The 24,441-nt window shown below is 44.1% G+C and carries 28 protein-coding genes and 1 tRNA gene; 13 read left to right on the top strand and 16 right to left on the bottom strand.

Annotated features, from left to right (window positions below):
* The first annotated feature begins 106 nt into the window (after positions 1-106).
* Complete coding sequence (locus GSY63_RS15890; protein WP_166586786.1) at positions 107-1,252, top strand: sigma-54 interaction domain-containing protein; 1,146 nt, start codon at positions 107-109, stop codon at positions 1,250-1,252.
* Between the two features lie 99 nt (positions 1,253-1,351).
* Positions 1,352-2,620 carry an OprO/OprP family phosphate-selective porin gene (locus tag GSY63_RS15885; protein WP_166586785.1) on the top strand — a complete coding sequence of 423 codons (1,269 nt, stop codon included), beginning with the start codon at positions 1,352-1,354 and terminating at the stop codon, positions 2,618-2,620.
* A gap of 7 nt (positions 2,621-2,627) precedes the next feature.
* Here GSY63_RS15885 and GSY63_RS15880 read toward each other — a convergent pair whose 3' ends face one another.
* The gene (locus tag GSY63_RS15880; protein ID WP_166586784.1) at positions 2,628-3,077 is read right to left on the bottom strand and encodes a phosphatidylglycerophosphatase A family protein; all 450 of its coding nucleotides are present in this window, start codon (positions 3,075-3,077) and stop codon (positions 2,628-2,630) included.
* Positions 3,078-3,161: 84 nt separating this feature from the next.
* On the opposite strand from GSY63_RS15880, the gene GSY63_RS15875 reads away from it, so the two are divergent.
* Positions 3,162-4,358, top strand: coding sequence for a winged helix-turn-helix domain-containing protein (locus GSY63_RS15875; protein WP_166586783.1), 1,197 nt, complete (start codon positions 3,162-3,164; stop codon positions 4,356-4,358).
* A 166-nt stretch (positions 4,359-4,524) separates the two neighbouring features.
* Here GSY63_RS15875 and GSY63_RS15870 read toward each other — a convergent pair whose 3' ends face one another.
* Together GSY63_RS15870 and GSY63_RS15865 are read right to left on the bottom strand one after the other, a co-directional pair.
* On the bottom strand, positions 4,525-5,421 hold the full coding sequence (locus tag GSY63_RS15870) for an SDR family oxidoreductase (protein ID WP_166586782.1): 897 nt from the start codon (positions 5,419-5,421) through the stop codon (positions 4,525-4,527).
* A gap of 95 nt (positions 5,422-5,516) precedes the next feature.
* Positions 5,517-6,095 (bottom strand): Crp/Fnr family transcriptional regulator, encoded by a 579-nt coding sequence (locus tag GSY63_RS15865; protein WP_166586781.1) that lies wholly within the window; start codon positions 6,093-6,095, stop codon positions 5,517-5,519.
* A gap of 341 nt (positions 6,096-6,436) precedes the next feature.
* On the opposite strand from GSY63_RS15865, the gene GSY63_RS15860 reads away from it, so the two are divergent.
* The 3 genes from GSY63_RS15860 to GSY63_RS15850 are packed head-to-tail and all read left to right on the top strand — an operon-like array spanning position 6,437 to position 8,490.
* Entirely contained in the window at positions 6,437-6,613 is a 177-nt protein-coding gene (locus GSY63_RS15860) for a hypothetical protein (RefSeq protein ID WP_166586780.1), read from the top strand.
* 56 nt (positions 6,614-6,669) lie between these two features.
* Positions 6,670-7,434 carry a hypothetical protein gene (locus tag GSY63_RS15855; RefSeq protein ID WP_166586779.1) on the top strand — a complete coding sequence of 255 codons (765 nt, stop codon included), beginning with the start codon at positions 6,670-6,672 and terminating at the stop codon, positions 7,432-7,434.
* A gap of 60 nt (positions 7,435-7,494) precedes the next feature.
* Positions 7,495-8,490 (top strand): hypothetical protein, encoded by a 996-nt coding sequence (locus GSY63_RS15850; protein ID WP_166586778.1) that lies wholly within the window; start codon positions 7,495-7,497, stop codon positions 8,488-8,490.
* A gap of 77 nt (positions 8,491-8,567) precedes the next feature.
* Here the strand turns inward: GSY63_RS15850 and GSY63_RS15845 are convergent, their stop codons facing one another.
* From GSY63_RS15845 to GSY63_RS15830, 4 genes are all read right to left on the bottom strand, one after another.
* Positions 8,568-8,798 carry a hypothetical protein gene (locus GSY63_RS15845; protein ID WP_166586777.1) on the bottom strand — a complete coding sequence of 77 codons (231 nt, stop codon included), beginning with the start codon at positions 8,796-8,798 and terminating at the stop codon, positions 8,568-8,570.
* A 122-nt stretch (positions 8,799-8,920) separates the two neighbouring features.
* On the bottom strand, positions 8,921-9,793 hold the full coding sequence (locus GSY63_RS15840; RefSeq protein ID WP_166586776.1) for an EamA family transporter: 873 nt from the start codon (positions 9,791-9,793) through the stop codon (positions 8,921-8,923).
* A 122-nt stretch (positions 9,794-9,915) separates the two neighbouring features.
* A tRNA-Phe gene (locus GSY63_RS15835) sits at positions 9,916-9,988 on the bottom strand.
* A gap of 143 nt (positions 9,989-10,131) precedes the next feature.
* A complete protein-coding gene (locus GSY63_RS15830; RefSeq protein WP_166586775.1) occupies positions 10,132-10,611 on the bottom strand; it encodes a hypothetical protein in 480 nt (159 codons plus the stop codon).
* Between the two features lie 46 nt (positions 10,612-10,657).
* Here GSY63_RS15830 and GSY63_RS15825 point away from each other — a divergent pair, with 46 nt between their 5' ends.
* Positions 10,658-11,146, top strand: coding sequence for an ABC transporter ATPase (locus GSY63_RS15825; protein WP_166586774.1), 489 nt, complete (start codon positions 10,658-10,660; stop codon positions 11,144-11,146).
* 12 nt (positions 11,147-11,158) lie between these two features.
* Positions 11,159-11,542, top strand: a complete 384-nt coding sequence (locus GSY63_RS15820) for a hypothetical protein (protein WP_166586773.1) — start codon at positions 11,159-11,161, stop codon at positions 11,540-11,542.
* A 115-nt stretch (positions 11,543-11,657) separates the two neighbouring features.
* Here the strand turns inward: GSY63_RS15820 and GSY63_RS15815 are convergent, their stop codons facing one another.
* The 5 genes from GSY63_RS15815 to rpsF all read right to left on the bottom strand — a co-directional run bounded on the left by GSY63_RS15815 (position 11,658) and on the right by rpsF (position 14,165).
* Positions 11,658-12,050, bottom strand: coding sequence for a group III truncated hemoglobin (locus GSY63_RS15815; protein ID WP_166586772.1), 393 nt, complete (start codon positions 12,048-12,050; stop codon positions 11,658-11,660).
* Positions 12,051-12,256: 206 nt separating this feature from the next.
* Entirely contained in the window at positions 12,257-12,946 is a 690-nt protein-coding gene (mtgA, locus tag GSY63_RS15810; protein WP_166586771.1) for a monofunctional biosynthetic peptidoglycan transglycosylase, read from the bottom strand.
* Between the two features lie 128 nt (positions 12,947-13,074).
* A complete protein-coding gene (rplI, locus tag GSY63_RS15805; RefSeq protein ID WP_166586770.1) occupies positions 13,075-13,518 on the bottom strand; it encodes a 50S ribosomal protein L9 in 444 nt (147 codons plus the stop codon).
* A gap of 18 nt (positions 13,519-13,536) precedes the next feature.
* A complete protein-coding gene (rpsR, locus tag GSY63_RS15800) occupies positions 13,537-13,800 on the bottom strand; it encodes a 30S ribosomal protein S18 (protein ID WP_074487626.1) in 264 nt (87 codons plus the stop codon).
* Complete coding sequence (gene rpsF / locus GSY63_RS15795; RefSeq protein ID WP_166586769.1) at positions 13,800-14,165, bottom strand: 30S ribosomal protein S6; 366 nt, start codon at positions 14,163-14,165, stop codon at positions 13,800-13,802. Before rpsF ends, rpsR begins: the two co-directional genes overlap by 1 nt.
* A 486-nt stretch (positions 14,166-14,651) precedes the next feature.
* On the opposite strand from rpsF, the gene GSY63_RS15790 reads away from it, so the two are divergent.
* Positions 14,652-14,858, top strand: coding sequence for a YtxH domain-containing protein (locus tag GSY63_RS15790; protein ID WP_166586768.1), 207 nt, complete (start codon positions 14,652-14,654; stop codon positions 14,856-14,858).
* A 237-nt stretch (positions 14,859-15,095) separates the two neighbouring features.
* On the opposite strand, the gene GSY63_RS15785 is transcribed toward GSY63_RS15790, so the two are convergent.
* Positions 15,096-16,658 (bottom strand): carboxylesterase/lipase family protein, encoded by a 1,563-nt coding sequence (locus GSY63_RS15785; RefSeq protein WP_166586767.1) that lies wholly within the window; start codon positions 16,656-16,658, stop codon positions 15,096-15,098.
* A gap of 164 nt (positions 16,659-16,822) precedes the next feature.
* On the opposite strand from GSY63_RS15785, the gene GSY63_RS15780 reads away from it, so the two are divergent.
* Positions 16,823-17,875, top strand: a complete 1,053-nt coding sequence (locus tag GSY63_RS15780) for a linear amide C-N hydrolase (protein WP_208094558.1) — start codon at positions 16,823-16,825, stop codon at positions 17,873-17,875.
* Positions 17,876-18,275: 400 nt separating this feature from the next.
* Here the strand turns inward: GSY63_RS15780 and GSY63_RS15775 are convergent, their stop codons facing one another.
* From GSY63_RS15775 to GSY63_RS15765, 3 genes are all read right to left on the bottom strand, one after another.
* Complete coding sequence (locus GSY63_RS15775; protein ID WP_166586766.1) at positions 18,276-19,001, bottom strand: LytR/AlgR family response regulator transcription factor; 726 nt, start codon at positions 18,999-19,001, stop codon at positions 18,276-18,278.
* Positions 18,998-20,086 carry a sensor histidine kinase gene (locus tag GSY63_RS15770; protein WP_166586765.1) on the bottom strand — a complete coding sequence of 363 codons (1,089 nt, stop codon included), beginning with the start codon at positions 20,084-20,086 and terminating at the stop codon, positions 18,998-19,000. The genes GSY63_RS15775 and GSY63_RS15770 overlap by 4 nt, the downstream gene beginning before the upstream one ends.
* A gap of 63 nt (positions 20,087-20,149) precedes the next feature.
* Entirely contained in the window at positions 20,150-20,314 is a 165-nt protein-coding gene (locus GSY63_RS15765) for a hypothetical protein (protein WP_166586764.1), read from the bottom strand.
* Between the two features lie 14 nt (positions 20,315-20,328).
* On the opposite strand from GSY63_RS15765, the gene GSY63_RS15760 reads away from it, so the two are divergent.
* The 3 genes from GSY63_RS15760 (at position 20,329) to GSY63_RS15750 (ending at position 24,387) form a co-directional block, all read left to right on the top strand.
* Positions 20,329-23,163, top strand: a complete 2,835-nt coding sequence (locus tag GSY63_RS15760) for a TonB-dependent receptor (protein ID WP_166586763.1) — start codon at positions 20,329-20,331, stop codon at positions 23,161-23,163.
* Positions 23,164-23,264: 101 nt separating this feature from the next.
* The gene (locus tag GSY63_RS15755) at positions 23,265-23,819 is read left to right on the top strand and encodes a hypothetical protein (RefSeq protein WP_166586762.1); all 555 of its coding nucleotides are present in this window, start codon (positions 23,265-23,267) and stop codon (positions 23,817-23,819) included.
* 247 nt (positions 23,820-24,066) lie between these two features.
* The gene (locus tag GSY63_RS15750; protein ID WP_166586761.1) at positions 24,067-24,387 is read left to right on the top strand and encodes a hypothetical protein; all 321 of its coding nucleotides are present in this window, start codon (positions 24,067-24,069) and stop codon (positions 24,385-24,387) included.
* The last annotated feature ends 54 nt before the right edge of the window (positions 24,388-24,441 follow it).

The following is a 24,441-nucleotide window of genomic DNA, read 5'->3' as shown; positions in this document are numbered from 1 at the left end:
TCAACATCTTAATTATCAACAAATTATCACAAGGCATACCTATTGATATCAGGCATTAATAAAAGCCCGAACATTTTATATCACTTCGTCCAAAAATCAATAGCGTATGTGTAACGATTACCTCCCAACCATTGAGCACCAGGTAAAGGAAACTGCCGGCTGGCACGCAACATCCTTGCACCGCTACATCGATTTTGATTCTATTCGGAAAAGTATTGTAGATACTGATCATCAGCAATCACACAGTCAACGCGGTAGCACAGCGCTAATATTCCAGTCTTCCGGTTGCGAGAGCACCCTTAAATATCCAGGCATAATTGGCACAAGCCCGGCTCTAAAAAGCGTCTATGATTTAATAGACAAAGTTTCTGCCACCAACTGTACAGTACTATTATTGGGCGAAACCGGTACCGGAAAAGAGTTGATTGCCAATGCTATACATCATAATTCGCCGCGTAAAAACAAGCAGATGATTAAAGTTAACTGCGCGGCTCTTCCCCCTACTCTAATTGAAAGCGAACTATTCGGCCACGAACGAGGCAGTTTTACGGGCGCAATAGACCGGCGAATAGGCAAGTTTGAAATGGCTGATAACAGCACGCTTTTTTTGGATGAGATAGGCGAAATGCCACTTGAGTTACAAGTTAAATTATTGAGAGCCTTACAAGAGCGCGAAATAGAGCGAATAGGCGGAAAAAGCACTATTAAAGTTAATGTGAGGATAATTGCGGCCACCAACCGCGATCTTTCAAAAGAAGCAGAAGCGGGTCGTTTCCGGCAAGACCTATACTATCGGCTCAATATATTTCCCATTAGTTTGCCTGCTTTAAGGGAAAGAAAGCAGGACATGCTGTTACTCGTGTCGGCATTCATCAGGCGGTTTGCCCAAAAAAGCGGGAAACGGATAGATGCCATTTGCAACAGCGCACTGCACGAGCTGGCAAGCCATAACTGGCCCGGCAATATTCGTGAATTGGAGCATCAGATAGAGAGAAGCGTCATATTGTGCCCCGGCAACACGCTGGATAAAATATATCTTCCCTCTCCAAAACAAACAACACATCAAGCCGCGCCGGTCGTTACTACTCACTTTAAAACCCTCGACGAAAGCGAGCGCGATCATATTAGCACAATAATTAAACATTGCGATGGCCGCATAGGCGGCCACATGGGTGCAGCGCAACTGCTGGGAGTACCGGCCAGTACCCTATTTTCTAAAATGAAGAAACTGGGTATTGGAAAGGATATTTAACCACAATGTTCCATATTTTAAACTGCAACAAGGCTAATTTAATCTCCTGATAATTACGGCTTATTATTGTATACCGAGAAATTCATAGCGTTTATAATAATGAGAGTAAAGCTGCCCCTTCTTTTTTTACTGTTGTTGAGCGTTCTGTTGGTACCAAAGGTACATGCCCAGAACACTAACCTGGTAGACTCGTCTGAGACAAAATTGTTGGCAGATACCGGCAAAAGGTACATTATACCCGACACTAAAAAGAAAATAAGCTGGACCAGCTTTAGTAATAAGCTTTTCTCGATGCAATTGGGCGGGGTATTCCTTTTAGATTACACGGGCTTTTTTCAAGACTCGACAAGCAAAGCGCAGGTAGACAAACAAAAAAGCCAGTTTGACCTCCGTAGTGTGCGTTTAATGGCGCGAGGAAAGATCTTTTTTAAACAGCCCTGGCAATATTTAATTAGTATTGAATATAAGGGGTTCGACCGTGACGAAGGTGTACATCCATTTGGCTTTACTGACCTGATGTTTACCATCCCGGCAGGGAAACTCGGTAGCTTTTCGGTAGGTAAGCTTAAAGAAACCTTTGTTTACGAAATGGTGGGCGATGCTGCCAACCTACCGCAAACCGAGCGTATGCTTAGTCCTTTCTTTGCCTCCAGAAACACGGGGGTGCGCTGGAACAAACCTGCTTTTAATGACCGTATGACCTTTTCTGCAGGTTACTTCAATAATTTCATCACCTCTGGGACTTCTTTTGCTGAGGGCGTAAATACCGTTACGGCAAGGGTAACTGGCTTGCCGATTTACAAAGAAGATGGCCATCATTTTATACACCTGGCAGCCAGTATGCGATACCTCGAAGCACAAAATGGCGTTTTGCGTTTTAAGGGTAAAGATGAATCTAATGTAAGCTCAAACTATATCGACACTAAAGATTTTACCGCCAAGAATGCCCTGAGTTTCGGCTTTGAAGAATTGATGAATTACAACAATTTCTCCCTGCTGGGCGAATACGTTTTTACCAATGCCAACACTCCCGGGCCAAACAAACACTTCGACGGGTTTTATATTGAAGGTAGCTGGGTACTAAGCGGCGAAACAAGGCCTTACGATAAAAAAGCAGCATACGCCCGCAGGGTTAAGCCTCACGGCAAAGGCGGAGCCTGGGAAATTGTTAGCCGGGTATCTAACCTCGATTTCGACTCGTACGATATAGACGGCGGTAAAATGTTAAAACTATACGAAGGGCTTAACTGGTGGGCCACCCAATACTGGCGCTTATCTGTGGGTTACGGCTTTAGCAACCTCGATAAAAACAATCTTAACAACGGAACCACCAACAGCATTATTTGCAGGTTACAGTGGGTTTATTAAACATCGGCTATTTCACAAAGAAATAAACCACCACCTGCAGCACAATATTGGAGTACACCCCAGCTACTATGTCGTCCATCATTACACCTGTACCACGAGGTAAGGCTTCGAGCCGACGGATAAATAGGGGCTTAACCATATCAAAAAAGCGGAACAGTACCAAGCCGCCTAGCAACAGGTAATTATTGTGAGGGATAAAAAGCATGGTAACCAGCATACCGGCAACCTCGTCTATAACAACCCGGTAGCTGTCTTTACCCCATGCAGGCTCTACCCGATTACCTACATAGATACCGATAAGCGTAATGGTTATGGTTATTATCACCAATGGCCAATGGCCTTGCCCAACACCGGTTAACCAGAAAAAGTAAAGCAATACGCACGTGATAATGGCAGCTACAGTGCCCCCACCTTTTATATAACCAACACCAAACCACGAAGCAATAATTTTATTCATGCGCATTTATTTGCAAAGATGCTTTTTTTGATGGGTTGAAAGCAAAAGACCGTTCCAAAATATTTGTTTATTTTGTTTTCATCTATGGAACCGGTTATCATTAGCAAAGCACAAGCCCGTAAGATTATACTGCATGCCGCCGGACTGGCCGAGCGGGCACAGTTTGGAACAGGCCCTGACGCGGTTTACAAACTAATAGATCACCTGGGCTACGTACAACTGGATACCAACTACATTGTTGAGCGTGCGCACCACCATAGCATTGCAGCACGCGTTCCTGATTATCAGCACGAATGGCTTTCTGACCTGCAAGCCGAAGGTCGGATCTTTGAGTTTTTCACCTCCGATTCGGGCTTTATACCCATGCACGACTTTAGATTTTCGTTACCATTGAAAGAAAGCTTTGCCAATAACCGCAAACCCGTTACCCCGGCCGAAAAACGGTTAATGGCCGAAGTGCTGGACCGGGTTGAACGCGAAGGCCCTTTGATGGTAACAGATTTCGAAAACGACCGGCAGGAAGCAAGCTCCGGTTGGTGGGATTGGCGACCGGCCAAAGTTGCCCTCGAACGCCTGTACCTCGACGGCAAACTGATGATCACCCGGAAACAGGATTTTAAGAAACTTTACGATACCCCTCTAAACATACTCCCTGTTGATACGGACACCACCATGCCTACGCCTGAGGAATTTGCCCGGCATGTGATCCGTCGCAATCTGCAGGGATTAGGCATTGGCTACGTTAAGGAACTTGCGTGGCGTGCACGCTTTGTAAAAGGCAATCTGGTAAAAAAGGAACTCCAAAAGATGGTGGATGAAGGCGAGGTTTTGCCAGTTGCCATAGAGGGTTTCAAAACCGCGCCGCTTTATATGCTGCCTGCTTATCAGAATAAGGAGATCACGCTATCGGGCGATGCTTTTATACTTTCGCCCTTTGATGTGCTGAACGTTTTTCGGCACCGGCTGAAAGATTTCTTCGATTTCGACTACCAGGTAGAATGTTTTGTACCAGCCCCCAAACGCAAGTACGGTTATTTCTGTCTGCCTATAATAATTGGAGACACCTTTATTACCCGCATGGATGCCAAAGCCGACCGTAAACAGAAGCAACTGATCGTCCATAACCTGCACTTCGAAGATGTAAAACTCGATAAACCGATGCTGGATAAACTTGTGGAAGCGTTGAAAAACTTCGTTCAGTTTAATCAATGCAGGGATGTAATGATCACTAAATCTAACAACGAGAAGTATTTAAAAGCTATCTCAAAGGCGCTTTCGTGAGCAACAAATAAACAAAATTGTCATTTCGACGAAAGGAGAAATCTTCTGCGTTATTAATAACCAGTACAGCCTTATTGCGTACCTACAAACAGCAGAAGATTTCTCAGTCGTACCTTCTTCGAAATGACAAATTATTTTGGTAAACGCTCCGCTAGCGATGTGTTCATTAACTTTCGAAATAATTGCTTTCCATGTCTTCAAGCAACCCGATATGGGTTGGCTGCCAACCAGTGCGCTCAGAAGTTAACTTAGCCGAAGCCGGAACATCAGACGCAAAGAAACCAGAGAACCAACCAAAATGAGTAGCGGCTTCTTCGGGCGTTACGCTTTTTACAGGTAGGTTCAAGTGCTTGCCAATCACTTCGGCTATTTGGCGGGTTGGTACACCCGTGTCGCCTACAGCATGGTAGGTGCCAGAAACGCCTTTCTCTAACACCAACCGATACAAATGGGCGGCATCTAAACGATGCACAGCCGGCCAGCGGCCAGCGCCCTCATTTACATAAGCTGACGAACCTTTATCGCGTGCGATACCTATTAACATCGGCACAAAACCATGATCGCCTTTATCGTGCACGGATGGCGGCAAACGCATAATGGATACATTTACACCTTTTGCAGCGGCTAAAGCAGCAGCTTCTTCAGAAGCAACGCGCGGATGATGGGTAGTTTTTGAGGTAGCTACATTATCTTCCACCGCAACTTCGCCCGGGGCATAAGCGCCCAAGCCGGTGCCCGAGGTAACAATCAGCGGACGATTAGTACCCTCTAATGCCGATGCAAGGGCAGCAATAACACCCCTATCAGTATCGCAGTTTTCCTGAAATTTAGAGAAGTCGTGGATGAAAGCTGTGTGGATAACGCCATCACAGGCGGCGGCTCCGCTACGCAGACTTTCCAGATCTTGCAGGGTGCCGTGATGCACTTCTGCACCTGCAGCCTCGAGAGCCTTAGCGCCTTCCTCAGAGCGGGTAAGGCCAAGTACGGTGTGGCCTGCCGCAATTAATTCTTTAACAATGGCCGAACCGATAAAACCGGTAGCCCCGGTAACAAATACACGCATGTTTTAATTTTTTGGTAAACAGATTGATCTTTTTAAACAATACAAAATTGATCAAGGTTTCACCTAAAAACGAGGACATAGATCACCGTTTTAAATTACGATCGTACCTGTGCGTGGCGGATACGGCTCAGGGTTTCGCGCGATACACCGAGAAAAGAGGCTACCATGTGCAAGGGCACACGGTTAATGATACCGGGATATAGTTGGATAAACTCGTCGTATTTTTCTTCGGCAGTTGCACTTATGGCGGTAAAAACCCGTTGGCGGGTGCGCGCAAGGTTACTAAATATTAGTTTATCCGAATACGCCTTCAACTGCGGGATTTGCTCAAACAGCGAATTGAAATCTTTGCGGGTCCACATTACTACTTCGCTGGATTCCAGCGCCTCTATGTTATAAAACGAAGGCGTACCATTTTCGTAGCTCTCACCATCGGTAGTCCAGCTGTTCTCGGGCGAAAACTGCATAATATGTTCGCTGCCATCGTCGGTGGTGCGGTAAGTGCGCAAAAAGCCTTTGGAAATAAATGTTTTATAGCGACAAACGTCGCCCGCCTGCAACAGTAAGTCTTTACGACGCAAAGTCCGCTCAACCGCATTAGCGCGCATCAATTGGATGTCCTCGTCTGTTACCGACGCCTGCTCTCTTATAAACCTCTCAAATTCGGCAAACATATAACGTAAATGTAGGAAAAATCTAAATTATGGGCGGTGACAATATCTACCATAGGCTCAAATTCTCCCCTACACACAATTACACATTACGCGTTCATGAGTTTCGTTATAAGAAATTAACACTCAGCAATTTAATAAATTGCTACATAAATGCTGAAGTTTTAATTTTTAATTAATACCTCAACCATGAAAAAACACCAAAACCTTATTGCCCTTTATATATCCTCTTTTACTTATTACAGATCCTAATAATCATTCATCCGCAATCATTACTGCATGCTATGGCATAGCTGGATAATATTAACGCCTGTGTACAGAATTTGAAACTTAACAAAAGATATATGAAAACCAACCTTATTCTATTAATGGCCATTGCGGTAACGCTGTTCGGCTGCAAGAAAGATTACAAAGCCGATGTAGCGCCAACTACCACGGCCACAACGGGGCCAAAGTATCCGGTTACCTTTTCAGCATCTGCATTCTCTAGCCAAACCAGTGCTTTCGGAGCGAAAAAATAGTTAGCGGTCTAAAACAAACAACCGCTTTAAAAGACGACATCAATTATTTAACCTACATGGTTGTGCCTGCAGGTGATAGCCTTGGTGTTGTTATCAAAAAGGTAACTCAGAAATCGACTGATGCCAATTTCGGAACCATCCGCGATACGCTGCCAAACGGAAATTACACCGTTTATTTTATGGGGGCCACCAATAAACTCATGACGCTGGCCCCCATAAGCGGTTCACCATTTGTAGACCCAGAAGACCCGCCGTCGCTAATACAACATATTTATGTTTCCTGGGACGAAGGTTTTTACCGCGGAGATACGCTTGGCGATATTTTTATTAAAGTACTTAATATCAAAGTTGATTCGAGAACAAACACTGATGTGGTTATGGAACGCTTAATAGGCAAAGTACAAGTAGTTATACAGGATGCTATACCAGCAGATGTAGTCCGTTTAGAATGTAATTGGGGAGGCATGGACGGTGCATTTGACCCGGTGCGAAATGTTGGACATCCTGGTTTTGGTAGCGGATTTCCAAGTATTGTTTACAACCATACCGTCGTCCCCGCGGATATTGGCAAAAAAGGATTTACGTTTAGCACAACGGATTTTCCCGGCTACGGCCGTACTATTATTCTTAACGGCTATAAAAGCACAGATGCTGATCTGGCGCCCAGTTATTCGCGTCTTGTTGCATACGGATACTCTGTATTAGCGCGTAATACTACGCTTACTTTTTCGGGTACGCTGTTCGACAATTCTTCATCAACCAATGTAACCACTAACCCGGCATGGGGGGCGGCAACAACGCTACCGTTTACGGATTATTAACACATGATATGATAACGGGTTAGAAATTTCATCCCGAATTCGAAACTTAACAAAAGATCTATGAAAACCAACCTTATTCTCTTAATGGCCACTGCAACAACGCTGTTTAGCTGCAAAAAAGACAATAAACTGGATGTAACGCCAACTACTACCGTATCCACGGGGCCAAAGTATCCCGTTTCATTTTCGGCATCTGCATTCGCCAGCCAAACCAGTGCTTTCGGAGCCCAAAAAACAGTTACCAGTGTAAAACAAACAACCGCTTTAAAGGACGATATCAATTATTTGACATATGTGGTGGTGGCCGCTGGTGATAGCCTTGCCAATATTATCAAAAAGGTAACTCAAAAATCAACAGATGCTAATTTCGGAACTATTCGCGATACGCTGCCAAACGGAAATTATACCGTTTATTTTATGGGCGCTACCAGAAAATCCATGACGCTCGAGTCCATAGGCAATAGTTCGTTTCCGGATCCTGAAGACCCGCCATCACTGATACACCATATTTTTGTTTCGGATGGAGGAAATATTTTCCGGGGCGATACCATTGGCGATATTTTTGTAAAAGTACTTAATATTAAAGTTGAATCGAGAACAAACACCGACGTTGTTATGGAACGTTTAGTAAGCAAAATACAAGTAGTTATACAAGATGCCATACCCGCAAATGTGGTTCGGTTAGAATGTAGATGGGATGGCTTTGTAGGCGCGTATGATCCGTTACGAAATGTAACACATCCCGGCTTCGGTAGTGGATTTCCAACTATGGTTTACAATCATACTATCGTCCCTGCCGACATCGGCAAGAAAGGGTTTACATTTAGCACAACAGATTTTCCGGGCGGCGGTCATTATATTATACTAAATGGATATACTGCTACAGATGATTATCTGCCTACTTACTCACGCTTAGTTCTTGACAACTTCCCTGCCTTCAAGAGTAATACGATGATTACCTTTTCGGGCACACGATTCGATAATTCTTCCTCAACTAACGTAACAGTTAACCCAACATGGGGGCCGGGCACAACGCTACCGTTTACGGATTATTAACGCGCGAATAGATAGAACTAAAAATACTTGTGCCTTTTGTGATTTAGCATTAGGCACAAGTTATAAGCCTACAGTAGTTACATCCTTAAACGTAAAGAAACAGAACGCCCGAGCGCCTGAACCAGTTCGGGATCGAGGGATTTGCCATCTTTTTGCACCCACACATTTTTCGCATCTTTTATCAATTCAATAGTTTCGCCATTCAGCGTTAAGCTAAATTCGGTTGTACTGGAGTTAATCTGATTACTATTGATAATTTGGTAATTATAATCGTTGTCTTTAAAAGTCAGCCTAAGCGTTAATCCCATAGTTCGTATTCGAGTTACAAAGTTAACGGTTGCAGGGCGACAATATTTGAATACCGGAAAGATAAATGCTGGATATTTTCATTTTTCGCCTATAATGTGCATCGACAGCAAATAAGGATACATCAAACCTCCGCCGCCACAGCCTGCTTCGCCTTGGCACTTAGCGTAGCGCCGACACTTGCAATTATAATTAATGCAATTGCCAGCCACTCGTAAAGCGTCAAATATTCGTGCAGAAAAATCAAACCCGAAATTGCGGCCGCGGCGGGCTCGAGGCTCATTAAAACGCTAAAGGTTTTCGCCGGGATCTTTTTGAGGGCAATCATCTCCAAGCTAAACGGTATAGCGCTCGAAAGCAGGGCCAGCGCAAAGCCCAATAACAACAGAGAAGGTTTTAGATGTGTGATTAGTCCATCGCCAATAGCAATCGGCAATATGACCATGGATGCAAAGAACATGCCTATGGTAACTGCCTTACCACCATCCATCATCTTAGAAACACGGCCTCCCATTAAAATATAGCCTACCCAAAATACCCCTGCCAGCAAGGCCAGCAGCATACCAGTAACGTTTAGCCCATTGTTGTGCCAGGGCGCTATAAGTGCAATACCTGCACCCGCCAGTATAGCCCATAAGACATCGGTGAGCCGTTTAGAGCCTGCAAGTGCTAACACCAAAGGCCCGATAAATTCTAAAGCAACCCCCAGGCCAAGCGGAATGCGCGCTATGGCCATGTAAAAAACAACGTTCATGGCGCCAAGCGTAAGTCCGTATAAGGCCACCGTTTTCCATTGCGCTGCGCTCAGGTTACGCACATTCGGTCGGTTAACCAGGCACAGAATTAATGCCGCTAAAACAATTCGCAAGGCTGAAGTTGAGGTAGCCCCCAATATCGGAAATATACCCTTGGCTATGGCCGCACCACCTTGTACACTGATGATGGAAAATAATACTGCGGGCACTGCCGGGATATCGGCTATTTTTTTATTCTTCATAGGTTTGGTTTCGCCCCGTAAAATAAGCGATTTTGGAAGTAAACAAGGTCAGTGAAGCGTCAGTTGCGGGGTTAATTATTAAAGCATAAAAAAGCCTCTTAGTTTTCACTAAGAGGCTTTTGTGGTACCAACTGGGATCGAACCAGTGACACAAGGATTTTCAGTCCTTTGCTCTACCATCTGAGCTATGGTACCCTTCGTCCGTTTCGGGACTGCAAATGTAGCGTCTTTTTTTATTTTAAAAAATTTTATTTTCAATTTACTGTAAACCCCCTGTTTATCAGGCTATAAATTTTTACCGAGCCTGTTTTATGGGGTTGCAGGCACTTTAAAGGCCGTTATTGTTTGCCTTTAAAATAGATCAACGCATTGCGCAGACTGTCTAACCGGTCGGGGTCCATGTTTTTTACCTGCATGCTGAGGGTAGTAGCCATGCTATCGATGTCGCCTTTCGGGTCGCCATAGGTTTGTACAATAATGTCATCGGCAATGGTTTTCAGTTGCAGCGTGCCTGCAGTGGTAGTACCCAGGTAATCCAGATCGTTAAATCGATGGAGATGAAAAGAGTAATATTCCTGCTTGCCATTAAGGTAAGTTTTACGCAGGCGAACAAAGGCGTTGTCCGTTACAGTTAACTCCCATTTCTTAAGCTTGGCATCACCATCGGCGTTATAAGATTGAGTGAGGCATTTGTTGCTCCAGCTGAGTAGTTGCTGCTCGTCCATAGCAACAGTGAAGCATAAAGACGATAAACCTAACAGGCCGATACCGGCCACTAAAAACCGCCTTTTAATTTTTACCCCCACAAACTTCAACATGGCAACTATTTGACAACCCTAAGTTAATAAATTGATACCTTTGTGTATGCAATTTTCTGAAAATTCGAGAGTGTGGATCTATCAAGCCGACCGCGAACTGAGCAACAATGAAGTAACCGAGCTGCAACAGCAATTAAACAGCTTTACGCAAAGTTGGACTGCACATAACAACCAACTTAAAGCGGCTGCCGAAATACGCTACAATCGCTTTATTATACTCGTGGTAGACGAAAGCCAGGCCGGCGCCAGTGGATGCTCGATAGATAAGTCGGTAAATTTCATGAAACAGGTAGAGCAGCATTACAACATCAACTTGTTCGATCGTTTTAACCTGGCTTATCGTAGCAGCAACGGCGCACTTTTATCAGCCCCTCGCGCTCAATTTGAAGAACTGATTAAACAAGGCGCCATTAACCAGGATACCATTGTATTTAACAACCTGGTACAAACCCTTGCCGACCTCGATACTAAATGGGAAGTGCCGTTTAAAAACAGCTGGCACCCACAATTATTCCGCGATTTAATTTCCGCCTAATATAAAACACCAATGAGCTGGGACGTAGTACTATTTAATTCGACAGAGAAAATTAACGACCTCGAAACCCTTAATAAGCAAGCCTTAAAACCTGCAGACTTCGGCAAAAAACTGAAAGCACATTTTAAGTCTATTGAAGAGGAAGAGCAATTCAGGATAATTGAGGTGGAAGATGGCAATATTGAGTATGAATACAGCGATCAACCCGCTAACAACTTATTGCTGAGCCTTGATGGCGAACCTGCACTTTTCGCGCTGGTTGAGTTTGCGAAAAAGAATAAATTTCAGATCTACGATGCCAGCTTAGAGAGCATGCTCAACCTCGATAAACCGCACGTTAACGGCTATAAAGATTATGTAGCTGATGTGAAGGAGGATATGAAGAAGGAGGATTAGTTTCCTAACGAGAGGGCCGTCATCCTGAGGCACTCGAAGGATGGTGTAGAGGGCCGTACCCACCATACTTCGACGGAGCTCTGTATGACAATCTCCGCATGAATGGTTTGAAACCTTACTGCACAAAACCCTTTTGATGCTCCCTAAAATAAGCGATCTTACTTTCAAACATCTTCGCAATATTCCCTGCGCGCCATTTGGCTTCTTCGGCTTTTTCGCCGGTAAAAAGTTCGTTTATAGTTTGCGTAAACAGGCTTAGCCAATGCTCAAAATGCTCATGCCCTACAGGCAGGTTCATGTGCGGCGGAAACGGGCGGCCGTTGTAAGTATTTTCTTCGAGTAACAGTGTTTGCCAAAAAGAATACATCTTTTCGAGGTGTTGCGGCCAGCGATCCTGAATGCGTTCGTTAAAAATAGGACTCAGCAAAGCATCCCTCTGTATTTTTGAGTAGAAAGTATCCACCAGAAGCTTAACGTCGTTCAAAGACAGGATTTCGTTTGCAGGCATAATGCAAAGGTACAACAGGCAATTTGAGTTGCGGTAATTTGCGGGTCAAATAGCAAACAAACTTCACCCACACGTCATGCCGAACTTGTTTCGGCAACCCACTTGCTAAGTTTAAAGTATACTCAGCAAGTAGCTTTTTGTGGGATCCCGAAACAAGTTCGGGACAACGGTTGCTGAGAAAATCTCCCCTCCAGGGGGTTAGGGGTCTAAAAATCCAGTGGCCCCAGCCTCCTGATATTCTTCCGGATCAAATACTGATGATGCCTCAGATAATCGCTCGGATTAGTGGGCGACCAATGGAGCGGGTTAGGAAATATTGATGCAATAGCAGCCGACTGATACGTAGTTAATTGCGAAGCATGCTTATGGTAATAATTCTGCGCGGCGGCTTCTACGCCATAAATACCATCGCCCATTTCTATTACGTTGAGGTAAACTTCCATAATGCGTTTCTTGCTCCACATTACTTCTATCAGCATGGTAAAGTAGGCCTCAAATGCTTTGCGTACATACGAACGCCCTGGCCAGAGGAAAACATTTTTGGCTGTTTGTTGAGATATGGTGCTTCCACCCATTAGCTTATGACTGTGCTGGTTTTTATCAATAGCACGTTCCATGGCTTTAAAGTCGAACCCGAAGTGGTTTAAAAACTTCTGGTCTTCGGCCGCCACTGCGGCGCGTTTCATCGGGTCGGCAATACTATCAAAGGCTACCCAATGCTTATCTATCTTCCAATCTTTGCCATCTGCTTTCCGTTCAAAGCCCCGGGTAATCATTAACCAGGTAACCGGAGGGTTTACAAAGCGGTATAACAATACCCACAAAATGGTGATGGCAAAAAAAGCGATCACAAAAATTTTAAGAATACGCAGTATGAGTCTAAATATGCCTCGCATTTACCCCTCCCCAGCCCTCCCCGCGGGAGAGATGATGATTTGATTAGTTTAAATTAAAAAGTCTTCTAAAATAAAAAGCTCTTCCCAAAGAGAAGAGCTTTTTATAATATTTATTAGACGTGTGCTAATTACTCAGCAACAACCTCGAAAGGAACTTTCACTTTCACTTCTTTGTGCAGGTTTAAGTTTGCAGTGTATTCACCAACAAATTTAGGATCCTGATCAAAAGTGATACGGCGACGGTCAACTTCAAAGCCTTGTTTTTTCAATGCATCAGCAACCTGAATAGTGTTGATAGCACCGAAAATTTTACCGGTTTCACCAGCTTTAGCGCCGATAGTTAACTTAACGTTCTCTAATTTAGTAGCCAGTTCGTCAGCATCCTTACGGATTTTGTCTTGTTTAAACTGAGCTTGTTTTAAGTTTTCAGCTAATACTTTACGAGCCGACTCGGTAGCTAAGATAGCTACACCCTGAGGGATCAAAAAGTTACGGCCGTAACCTGGTCTTACTTTAACGATTTCGTCTTTCTCACCAAGGTTTTTAACATCCTGTTTTAAAATAATGTCCATTTCTTAAGCCTCCTGTGATTATTTCAACGAATCTGTTACGTATGGCAATAAACCGATGTGGCGTGCGCGTTTAACAGCTTGAGCCACTTTACGCTGAAACTTCAATGAAGTACCAGTTAAACGGCGAGGTAATACTTTACCTTGGTCGTTAACAAACTTCAAAAGGAAGTTAGCGTCTTTGTAATCGATGTATTTAATACCGTTCTTTTTAAAACGGCAATATTTTTTGCGGTTATCCTCCACTTTAGGAGCAGTAACATATTTAATTTGTTCTGTAGCCATTAGTTTCCTGCCTCCTCTGCTTTAGCTGATTTTTTGTTGAAAGCGCCGCTGCGTTTTTTGTCATTGTAAGCAATGGCATGTTTATCAAGGGCGATAGTTAAGAAACGCAATACGCGCTCATCACGTCTAAATTCAACTTCCAGTTTGTTAATTAAATCACCCGGAGCCTTAAATTCAGTTAAGTGATAGTATCCAGTTGTTTTCTTTTGGATTGGATACGCTAATTTTCTCAAACCCCAATTATCCTCTTGGACAATTTCGGCTCCGTTATCTGTAAGTAGTTTGCTGTATTTGGCAATTGCCTCTTTAGCTACTTCTTCTGATAACAACGGGGTTAGAACGATCACGGTTTCGTACTGTTGCATTATTATACTTGATTTTTAATGTTTTACCCGCTCTTAACGGGGACGCAAATGTAGAAATAATATTTTATTTAGCAAAACGCAATTTAGTTTTGAATGAGCGGGTTGTGATTTAGTGATTGAGGGTGGTTAGCAATAAGTTAATTTTGAAGGAGAGAATGAGTCAATGATAGAAGGAGTGAGCAACAGACTACATTTCCGTTATTTTATCATTCTATCATTCACTCCTCCATTCATTTTCTGGAAAAGCAAGAACACTACTACTATCAAAGCCGGCCCCGTGTTCCGCTCATACTGCACAAGCCTTAGCCACAAGGCCGGTATCCGCTTCACCCAGGTTTAGGTAAGTCAATGAATGAATTTTGAATGAGTGAATGACAAACTACAATTCCGTTATTTTAACATTCTCTCCTTCTATCATTCACTCATTCACCTAAATAGTTGGCATCAACATTGCACTACTATACCAAATAATTAAAAACAACAAAAATGAACCTATTAAAATATATTGCCATTGGCGCAGCAGTTGCGTACGGCATTAGTTACATAGCGAAGAAAAATGAAGGCAGCGCTAAATCAATAATTGATGATCTGGCCGACAAAGCGCCCGATTTAGTAGACAAATTAAAAAACTACGCCAAAGACGCGCTTGAACAAATAACAGACAAAGCTAAAGAAGCTAAAGCAAGCTTTTAAGCCCCCAGCCCCCTGAAGGGGGAGTAAGAGAGTCAAGAATCGAGACATTAATAGAAAGGCTGCAAAATATCGCAGCCTTTCTTATTTTACAACACCTAGCTATCGCAAGTTTAGCGCAGCGTAACTTGTGATTTGTTTGTTGTAAGCTTCCAGCTTACTTAAGATAGTCGGAACCATTCCGATGACAACCGGGACGACTGTGCAAATCTTCTGTTCCCCCTTTAGGGGGTTAGGGGGCTACCTGTTCAGCAACTTCAGCATAAAGTCTAATCGCTGCTTATTTAATATGGTTTGCGCCGAAATTTTATCTCCCAATACTATTACCTGATTGGTCCGCTCGTTAAACTGCGGCCATTGCGGCAAACCGGCTCCGTTAGGGTTTCCGGTTTTGATGAAATTAACCCAATAGGCCGACATGGTTTTACTCAACTGACGGTCGGTTGCCTCCAGTGGGCGGTTCAGGAATTTAAGATCGTCTAGCGCATAGGGCACTTCTGCCGTATGGAACGACTTGTATTTCACAAAATCGGCTGTGGCAGGCGGACGGCGGGTAAAATTGTAAACATAAACAGGCTTATTTTTACGACTGCTTTGCAACTTTGCCCATTGGTATCCCGACAATGCGAAAGACAAATCACGGCTCAACTGCACCTGCGAGTCGGCGGCTTCTGCATCCGTGCTGGCCGGGTAATATTTTAATACATCATTAGCATCAGCGCCGTATTCGGTACGGATCTGTTTAATATAATCCTCCTTATTTTTAGCGGCGAACACCATTCCTTCATCAGCATTCCAACCAGTAATCAGAGGTACATTGTTCTGCTTATTTTCGGCGAAGATCTGGTAAACCGGTTCGGGCAACACATCATAACCATCGGCTATAGGTGTAAAATTCCCTTTTAGTTTTTCGAGCACTTGTAACGAATTCATCTCCCGCATATCGGCCAGCGAACTGTTGTCGGCTGCCTTTGCAATTGCAGCACCTTGCGCTTCGGCTTCGTTAAGACTAGTCATGTGCCTGCGCGAATTAGTGATCAGCATTGAGCCGCTTTCGGCAATAGCCTTGTTAAATAACCCTTTGGCTTTGGGCGAGGCCACCAGGTAATTAACACTCATCGAACCTGCCGACTGCCCGGCGATGGTCACGTTATCCGGGTCGCCGCCGAAGGCCGCTATGTTCTTTTTCACCCATTTTAGTGCGGCGATCTGGTCCATCAAGCCATAATTTCCCGAGCTATGCACCAGCGATTCTCTACTTAATTCCGGGTGTGCAAAAAAGCCAAACACCCCTACCCTGTAATTTATCGATACAAACACCACATCTTTACGCGCCATCGCCTCGCCATCATATATAGGCGCGGCACTGCCGCCGCTGCTGAAACCGCCGCCGTAGATCCAAACAAACACAGGCTTTAACCGTTGGGCAGCCATATTGGTCCATACATTTAAGTAGAGGCAATCTTCACTTATGGGCGCTTTGGGTATCAGAAACTCGCTCGTCCAAACAAAAAACGGCTTGGGTTCGGGTTGCATCGGGCTGGGGCCAAAGGCATCACATTTTTTTATACCATCCCAATGTGCCGCAGGTTGCGGAGCTTTCCAACGTAAGTTACCCACAGGCGGCGCAGCAAATGGGATTCCCTTAAACTCGGTGATTGCACCATCCGCGCTGCTGGTACCCGAAATCATTCCTTCTTCAACCTTAACAGTAGGCAAGTTTTGCGCTGCCGCAGGCTTAGACGCAAACAAGGCATTTGCTATTATAATGAGTGCAACAATTGTGGTAGAAGCTTTTTTCATCGGCTGATTTAAATTGGTAACTAAAGCTAATTAATAATGTTTACTCAGCAAGCAGGATTTGTTGTATAACTAATTGTTTCATATTCCAAACTGAAACATCCCGAATTTTGAGTTTGCGTTAATTCCGACCAAATTTGACAGGAACAGCTCTTAATTTCTTATCTATGAACCAAAAACTACGACAAAAATCGGCGATAGCATTGCTGCTGTTAATGATCATTTCACAAACCATCGATTCTGTTGCCTGCACAAGGGTGATGTATCAGGGGCCTAACAATACGATAATAACAGCCCGTTCGATGGACTGGAGCGATGACATACAAAGTAACCTATGGCTCTTCCCCCGCGGAATGGCACGAAGCGGCGAAGCAGGCCCTAACTCTTTAAAATGGAAATCGAAATATGGCAGCATAATTACCTCGGGCTACGATATCTGCAGTACAGATGGCATGAACGAAAAGGGATTGGTTGCCAATCTGCTTTGGCTGGCCGAATCGCAATACGAAAAATACGACGGCAAAAAGCCGGGGCTGGCCATTTCGGCATGGGTGCAATATGTACTGGATAGTTACCAGACCGTAGACGAGGCAGTTACCGATTTGGCTAAAGAAAACTTCACCGTTGTTACGGCCAACGTACCGGGTACCGAGCGCATGGCCAATTTACACCTGGCTATTTCAGACCCATCGGGCGATAACGCCATATTTGAATATGTGAATGGCAAACTGGATATCCATCACGACCGCGCCTACCGTGTAATGACCAATTCGCCCATTTTTGAAAAACAACTGGCGCTAAATGAGTACTGGAAGGAAATTGGAGGCACAACCATGTTACCGGGCACCAATCGTGCTGCCGATCGCTTTGTTCGTGCATCCTTTTACGCAAACGCCATCCCTCAAACAGACGACATACACATTGCCACTGCTAGCATGTTTAGCGTGATCAGAAATTGCTCTGTACCTTATGGTATTACCACACCGGGACAACCCAACATTTCGAGTACCCGCTGGCGGACGGTATCTGATCAGAAAAATCTGATTTATTATTTCGAAAACGTACTATCGCCCAACACCTTTTGGATTGATCTAAAAAAGATCGACTTTTCTGAAAAAGCCAGTGTAAAGAAACTGCTGGTTGCCAACGGCGAAATACATGCCGGGGAAGCAAGTAAGGATTTTAAAGTAACGCCGGCGTTTGTGTTTGCAGGGTTGTAGAAGTTATTGCGGCGTAGACGTGGTCTCATCGCATATAAATTCGCTCTGTAAACTACGAGGTTGCTTTCCCGAAACGGGTTCGGGACAGGCTTTCGTACCTCCTCGCAATGACACGTTTTTGGGGGAGTGGTGGCCCGGACGCAAAAGCGGGGCCGAGGTAAGACTGTGCGGTGAAGCTTTTTTACATCTTGATCTTTTGATTACTTTTGGATCAAGCCAAAAGTAACTAAGCCCCTGCGGCTATGAGCAGACCGACGTTTAACAGAACACTATAGTTGAACAAAGCATAGCTCATTGTAAGCCGGGGGTTTCGAGAGCCTCAGCCTGACAAAGTTCATTCCTCTAAGATTGAGGGAGGAAAATCACTTCTTGTTTCCTGTCTCTTCACTCTTGTTTCTAATCAGTTCCACTTACTAATAAACCCGTTAAAAGCATCCTTGTACTGCTCGCCAACGCTGATATTAATATCTCCAATATGCAGGGTATTACGGGTAACGGAGTTGATTTGATCCAGTGACACGATGAAAGATCTATGTACACGCATAAAACGCCGAGCGGGTAATCGTTCTTCCAGCGCTTTTAAGCTGGTTAACGAAAGCAGGGGCTTTGGCGCGCTGGCCAGCCAAATTTTTACATAATCTTTTAATCCTTCGATATAGAGGATATCGCTTAGCGCCACACGCACCAGTTGGTATTCTACCTTAATAAAAAGGTATTCATCTTCCGATTTGGCTTCCGCGACAGCAGGTTTGTTGATCAGCTCTTTATAATTGAGCGCCTTTTGAGCGGCTCTTAAAAACTCTTCGTAGTTAAAGGGCTTCAGCAGGTAATCTAATGCATCAACCTTATAGCCCTCTAGCGCAAATTGGTTATAAGCCGTGGTAAACACTATGCGGGGTTTGCTGGCGCGGGCATCCAGTACACGGGCCAGCTCAATACCGTTAAGGTCTGGCATTTGGATATCGAGGAAGATCACGTCGATCACTTCGTCGTTAAGTAGCTTCAAGGCTTCTACCGCGCTCGATGAGCGACCTTTCAGTTCCAGAAATGGCGTTTGTTCAATAAATGAGCAAACCAGGCCTAAAGCTAATGGTTCGTCATCAACGGCTATACAAGTTAGTTTCATGCCAGATTGAGCTTTAGTTTAACCATATAATGTTGATTGGTTGATCGTTCTATAATGAGTTTATATTTACCCGGATACATCAGATCGAGCCTGCGGCGCGTGTTAGCCAGGCCAATGCCGCTATTGCCTTCCATTGATAACTGCTGGTCTTCAAAAATAGTATTGGTTACATCCATACAGAGTTCATCCTCCTTTTGCTCAATAACAATGGCAATGTAACTTGGCAAGGTTGCGCTAATACCATGCTTAAATGCGTTTTCTACAAAGGGTAAAAACAGCATCGGCGCAATCTGCACGTCCTTTAAATCAGAGGGGTAGCTAAATTTAAGCGTCACCTTATCTGTTAGGCGCAGTTGCATTAAATCAATATAATCGTGCACAAAACCTATTTCTTTTGATAACAGCGTGGTGCCATGCTGCGTTTCGTACAATAAATAGCGCATCATACGCGATAGTTTATGAATGGCCTCGCGCGATTGCACTACGTCAATGGCGGTAAGGGCGTAGATATTATTAAGGGTATTAAAAAAGAAATGCGGATTGATCTGTGCTTTTAAAAATGAAAGCTCAGACGTTGTTTTCTCCTGCTCTAGATCCTGGCGCAATTGCTGATCTTTCTGCCATTTCTGCACGGCTGAAATACTGGTACTGATACCCAAAACCAACGAAGTAAGCATCAGCATAAAGAACGGAAAATCCTTTCTGTGGTCACCGGGGCGGCCTCTTGGCGGGCCATGATGATGAAACGCCTTATCCATTACTTCAGGTATGTGCAGCAGCGGATCAACAAAGGTGCTTATGAATATCACCGTTCCGGTTAGTAATACCAATAGAATGAAGAAATCGCGCATGCGGTTCTGCAACAAAAACCTGGGTACAAAAACATTGGCGTTTATATAGTAGGTAGTAATAACCAATGTAAGCACAATGGCCTGTTTTATCCAGAGTTGTATAGGCACAACTATGTTTAACGACAATGGCTGATACACAAACAGCACCAAACCAATTACCGTCCACGCCAAAACATGAACGAGCACTATTACCGAAATAGATCTTTTAAACCCGCCGCCTGTGGTTTCTGTCATCCTTTAAAATATTAAATCAAATCAATATTAAGGTTAAAGGCGGGCAACTGCAATTAAAATCTATCAACCGAACGCAAACGCCGACGAAGGGCTAAAAACCCGGGGCTGAGTACTTCTCCACATCCATTCAACCGTCTTATCGAGCGCTTTCGGGCTTCCGTCTACGTTTTTAGGCTCATGGTCTATCGCCTTTTTATATATGGATGGCAAGTTATTGTTTTGCAGCATCAACTAATTTGGGAATGAAAGCTATTTATATATTTCTCTTCGTTTTTCTGGGCTTTGGTATTGCAAGTAGTAAGGCGGATACAGGCAAAACGGTTCATGGCGTTGTTAAAGATTCAACCGGGTTAACGGTAATTGGCGCTACCGTAAAACTAAAGGCGGGCACTGATAGCATCTCCACGGCCACAGACGCAAACGGCGCGTTCACTTTTAATAACGTTACTTCGGCCACGTTCGATCTTACTTTTTCATCGATTGGCTTTCAATCATTGAAAAGGCACCTGATCACTGCTAACGACGTGCAGCCGGTGAACCTTGGTGTGATTACGTTGAAGTTCGAATCGCACATGCTGAAGGGTGTTACCATTAGTGATATCAATCCCGTAAAACTTAAAGAAGACACGGTGGAGTTTAAGGCCGATGCTTACAAAGTGCGCGACAATGCTCCCGTTGAAGATGTGCTGAAGAAACTACCCGGCGTTGATATTGACAAAGACGGCAACATGACCGCCCAGGGCAAAAGTGTAACCAAGGTACGCGTAAACGGTAAAGACTTTTTTGGCGGCGACTTGAAGACTGCCACCAAAAATTTACCTGCCGATATAGTTGAAAACATCCAGATTATTGACGATTACGGCGACCAGGCCAACATCACCGGCATTAAAACCGGAGAACCGGAGAAAGTACTAAATATTACGGTAAAACCCAACAAAAACTACGGCTACTTTGGCCAGGCAACCGTTGGCGATGGCGCAGACGCCATCCCACAGGAGAAAGATAACCGTTATGTGGCATCTGCTACGGCATTTAGCTTTAGCGGTAACAGACAACTGGCATTTTTGGGCAACCTTAACAATACTAACACCAACCTATTTAGCTTCGGTGGAGGTGGCCCGCGCAGTGGCGGTCCGGGGGGACCGCCGCCTGGCGCGGGAGGTTCGTCAAATACCAATGGTATTACTACGGCACGTTCTATCGGCCTTAACTACCGTGACCAATGGGGTAAAAAGGTTACCGTTTATGGCAGTTATAGTTTTTCTGATAATACCACAAACACTATTAGTTCGACGATACAAAACAACACCTCGTTAACCAACCCGCTTATCAACAATGTAAGCAGCAACCAAACCGACGAGAAGATTAACCATCGCTTCAACTTCAACCTGGAGTACAAACCGGATACGGTTAATTACATAAAATTTGTACCGAGCATATCATATGCAGGCGTTAACACAGATCAATCGGCTTCAAGCTTGTTTTCGCAAAACAATCAAACGGTGTCTAATTATAATTTGCTCTCAACGCTTAACTCATCAGCCCCTAACTATGGTGCTAACCTGCTGTACAACCACCGTTTCAATAGCAAAGGGCGTAACTTCAGTGTTAACGTTAGCGCGGGATCTGCAAGGATAGATCAGACGCAAAACCCGGTTTATACTTATTTGGCCGGCACAGCAACAGCTCCGCTTAACCAGCTGATCAATACTAATGTTCGCACCGATACCGTGGGTACTTCACTATCATACATGGAGCCACTGGGCAAAGGTTCGTACTTAGAGTTGAATTACGCTTATCATCATGGGTACACCACATCTGATAAAGAAACCGATACGCTTACCTCGCTGAACAACCGTAACCGCTACGATCTGCTAAGTAACAGCTATAATTACACCTTCGTCACTAATCGTTTCGGACTTAACTATCGCTTTATCCAGAAAAAGTATAATTATACTTTGGGTATCGCCGCACAGCCTGCAACATTGGATGGTAATTCGTTGACTACGGGCGAACAAACCCACGTGACTACTTTTAATATTGCGCCTACTGCACGGTTTATCTATAACTTTTCGCGCAGCCAAAGTTTGAGCTTAAACTATAATGGTGCCAGCAACCAGCCTACGTATAACGAATTGCAACCGGTTACCGATTTCTCCAACGCATCATACCCCGTACAAGGTAATGCCAACCTGAAACCCGAGTTTAACAACAACCTTACCCTGCGTTACAACCAGTTTAACTTCGCATCGGGCAATATTTTGTTTACCAACTTAACGTTTACCAAAACGGATAATAAGATTGTAGCCAACACCATCAGTTACCCAAGCGTGTATACCCCTAACCCCAAACTGGCTGGTACTATTTTAACCCAATACTTAAACGCCGACGGCTTTTACAGTGGTAACGCCAACTATGTGTTTGCTAAACCGTGGCAGAAACGCAAGTACAATCTGTTTTTAACGGGCAATATTGCTTACAACAATAACATCTCGTATATCAGTAATGTGGCGGCCGATAGCTACGACATGACCACCGAGAAAAACATTGCTAAAAACATGGTGATCACACAAGGCGCTAAGTTCAGGCTGGATATTACTGATGTGGTGGATGCCGAGCTAAGCACTAGCTATAGCATTAACCACACCGATAACTCTATCAGCTCTGCCAACGTCAACAATAACTTCCGCACCATTAACCTGGGGTTAAACGGCAAAAACTATTTCTTTAAAGATTATACCCTTAGCTACGATTACAGTAAAGTGATTTATAAAGGCTATACCGGCGCTACCAACCCCAATATTTTAAATGTGTATGCCGAAAGACGTTTCCTGAAAAACAACATTGGCACCCTGCGCCTGTCGGCTTTTGATTTGTTTAACCAGAATACAGGTTATACGTCATCGGGTACAGGAACTTATACTACGCAAACTCAGGCCAACCGTTTAGGCAGATACTACCTGCTTTCGTTTACCCTCAAACTACAGAAGTTTGCAGGTAAGCGCCCTGAAGGCCCTCCGGGTGGCGGGCCGCCTCCGGGCGGTGGTTTTGGAGGTCCGCCGCCGGGTGGCGAGTAATATTCGTCGATACATAAGCAATGTTTATCGATACATTAATCTGCGAAACTCTTAATTACGTAAATTGGGTACTTCTGTTGATGTACCCTTTAATTTAAACTATGGCGCTTGCACTCATCAAGTTAACCTATAAACATGTAATAGACGCAACAGCGCAGGCTGATTTTGAACGGAACGTTTTTGAGGCAACGTACCAGGAGTTCAGGATTAAATCCCAACCCTATAACCTGGACGGCGACCTGAGCACCTTTAGCCAGCTTAGGGAAAAAGATATCAGGGCTAATTCGTTGCACTATAAAATCGGTTTCGCGGCTCTACATTTTTTGATTCCGCTAAATAATAAGATCCCGGTTTTGCTGGATGCAATGGGGAATCAACTGCAGTATGAAAATGCTGTGTTCGACCTGATAGAATCAGATCTCAGCCAAAAAAATAACCATAAAGTAGGCATAAAATTTATCACCGGCACATATGTACTGCACCAGGTTATTGGCGACAATTTGGTTTTGTCGTTACACGATATGCTGACCCATGCCGACGAGTCTTTCGATACATTTACGTTGAAAATACCGGCAAACATGGCCATAAGCAGTTACAAAGACATTAGTGGTAAACGTATCCCTTCTATTTTGAACACCTCCTTCAATAATAATTAATAATCATAAAGCATACTTGCCCCTAATTTAATACTTTGCCGATCCATCAGAAGGTTGCCTTTGGCAGCCTTTTTTGTTTAACTTGAATTTCTCTTTCCGACAACGGATAACTGACAACCGACAACTAATGTCAAAAACAATTCGCCCGTTTATGCGTAAAATATCAGGGAAATGAGCTTATCTCAAGCTAAATGTTACAAAGTTGCGATAACAAAGCAGATAATAATCCCCATATTTGCGGTGCGATATGACTATCAAACAACGAGCAACCAAAACGTTAGTGGCATCTATGCTACTGATGACCTTTTTATTGGGTCAGCTCATTGTTATTGCCCACAGTCATAAACAAGGCTACGATACACATCAGGGTCAGACCAAAAAAGACAATACTGACGAAAAGTGTAAAACCTGTGCGCAAAACAACCATGCACAACTTTTCTATCAGCAACAGCAAGATCTGTTTTACGTTGCTGTAACGCCTATAAAATCATATCTATACTACCAGGATAGTTATTACAGCGTTAAGCTGCTCCAATCCTGTAACAGGGGTCCGCCGGTTATATCTTAATCTTTACAAGCAGTTTAATACTGCCTTACAGCTTATTATATAATTTTTTCAAAG

Source organism: Mucilaginibacter agri (assembly GCF_009928685.1).
Classification (GTDB): domain Bacteria; phylum Bacteroidota; class Bacteroidia; order Sphingobacteriales; family Sphingobacteriaceae; genus Mucilaginibacter; species Mucilaginibacter agri.
This window is presented reverse-complemented; position numbering and strand designations above follow the sequence as displayed.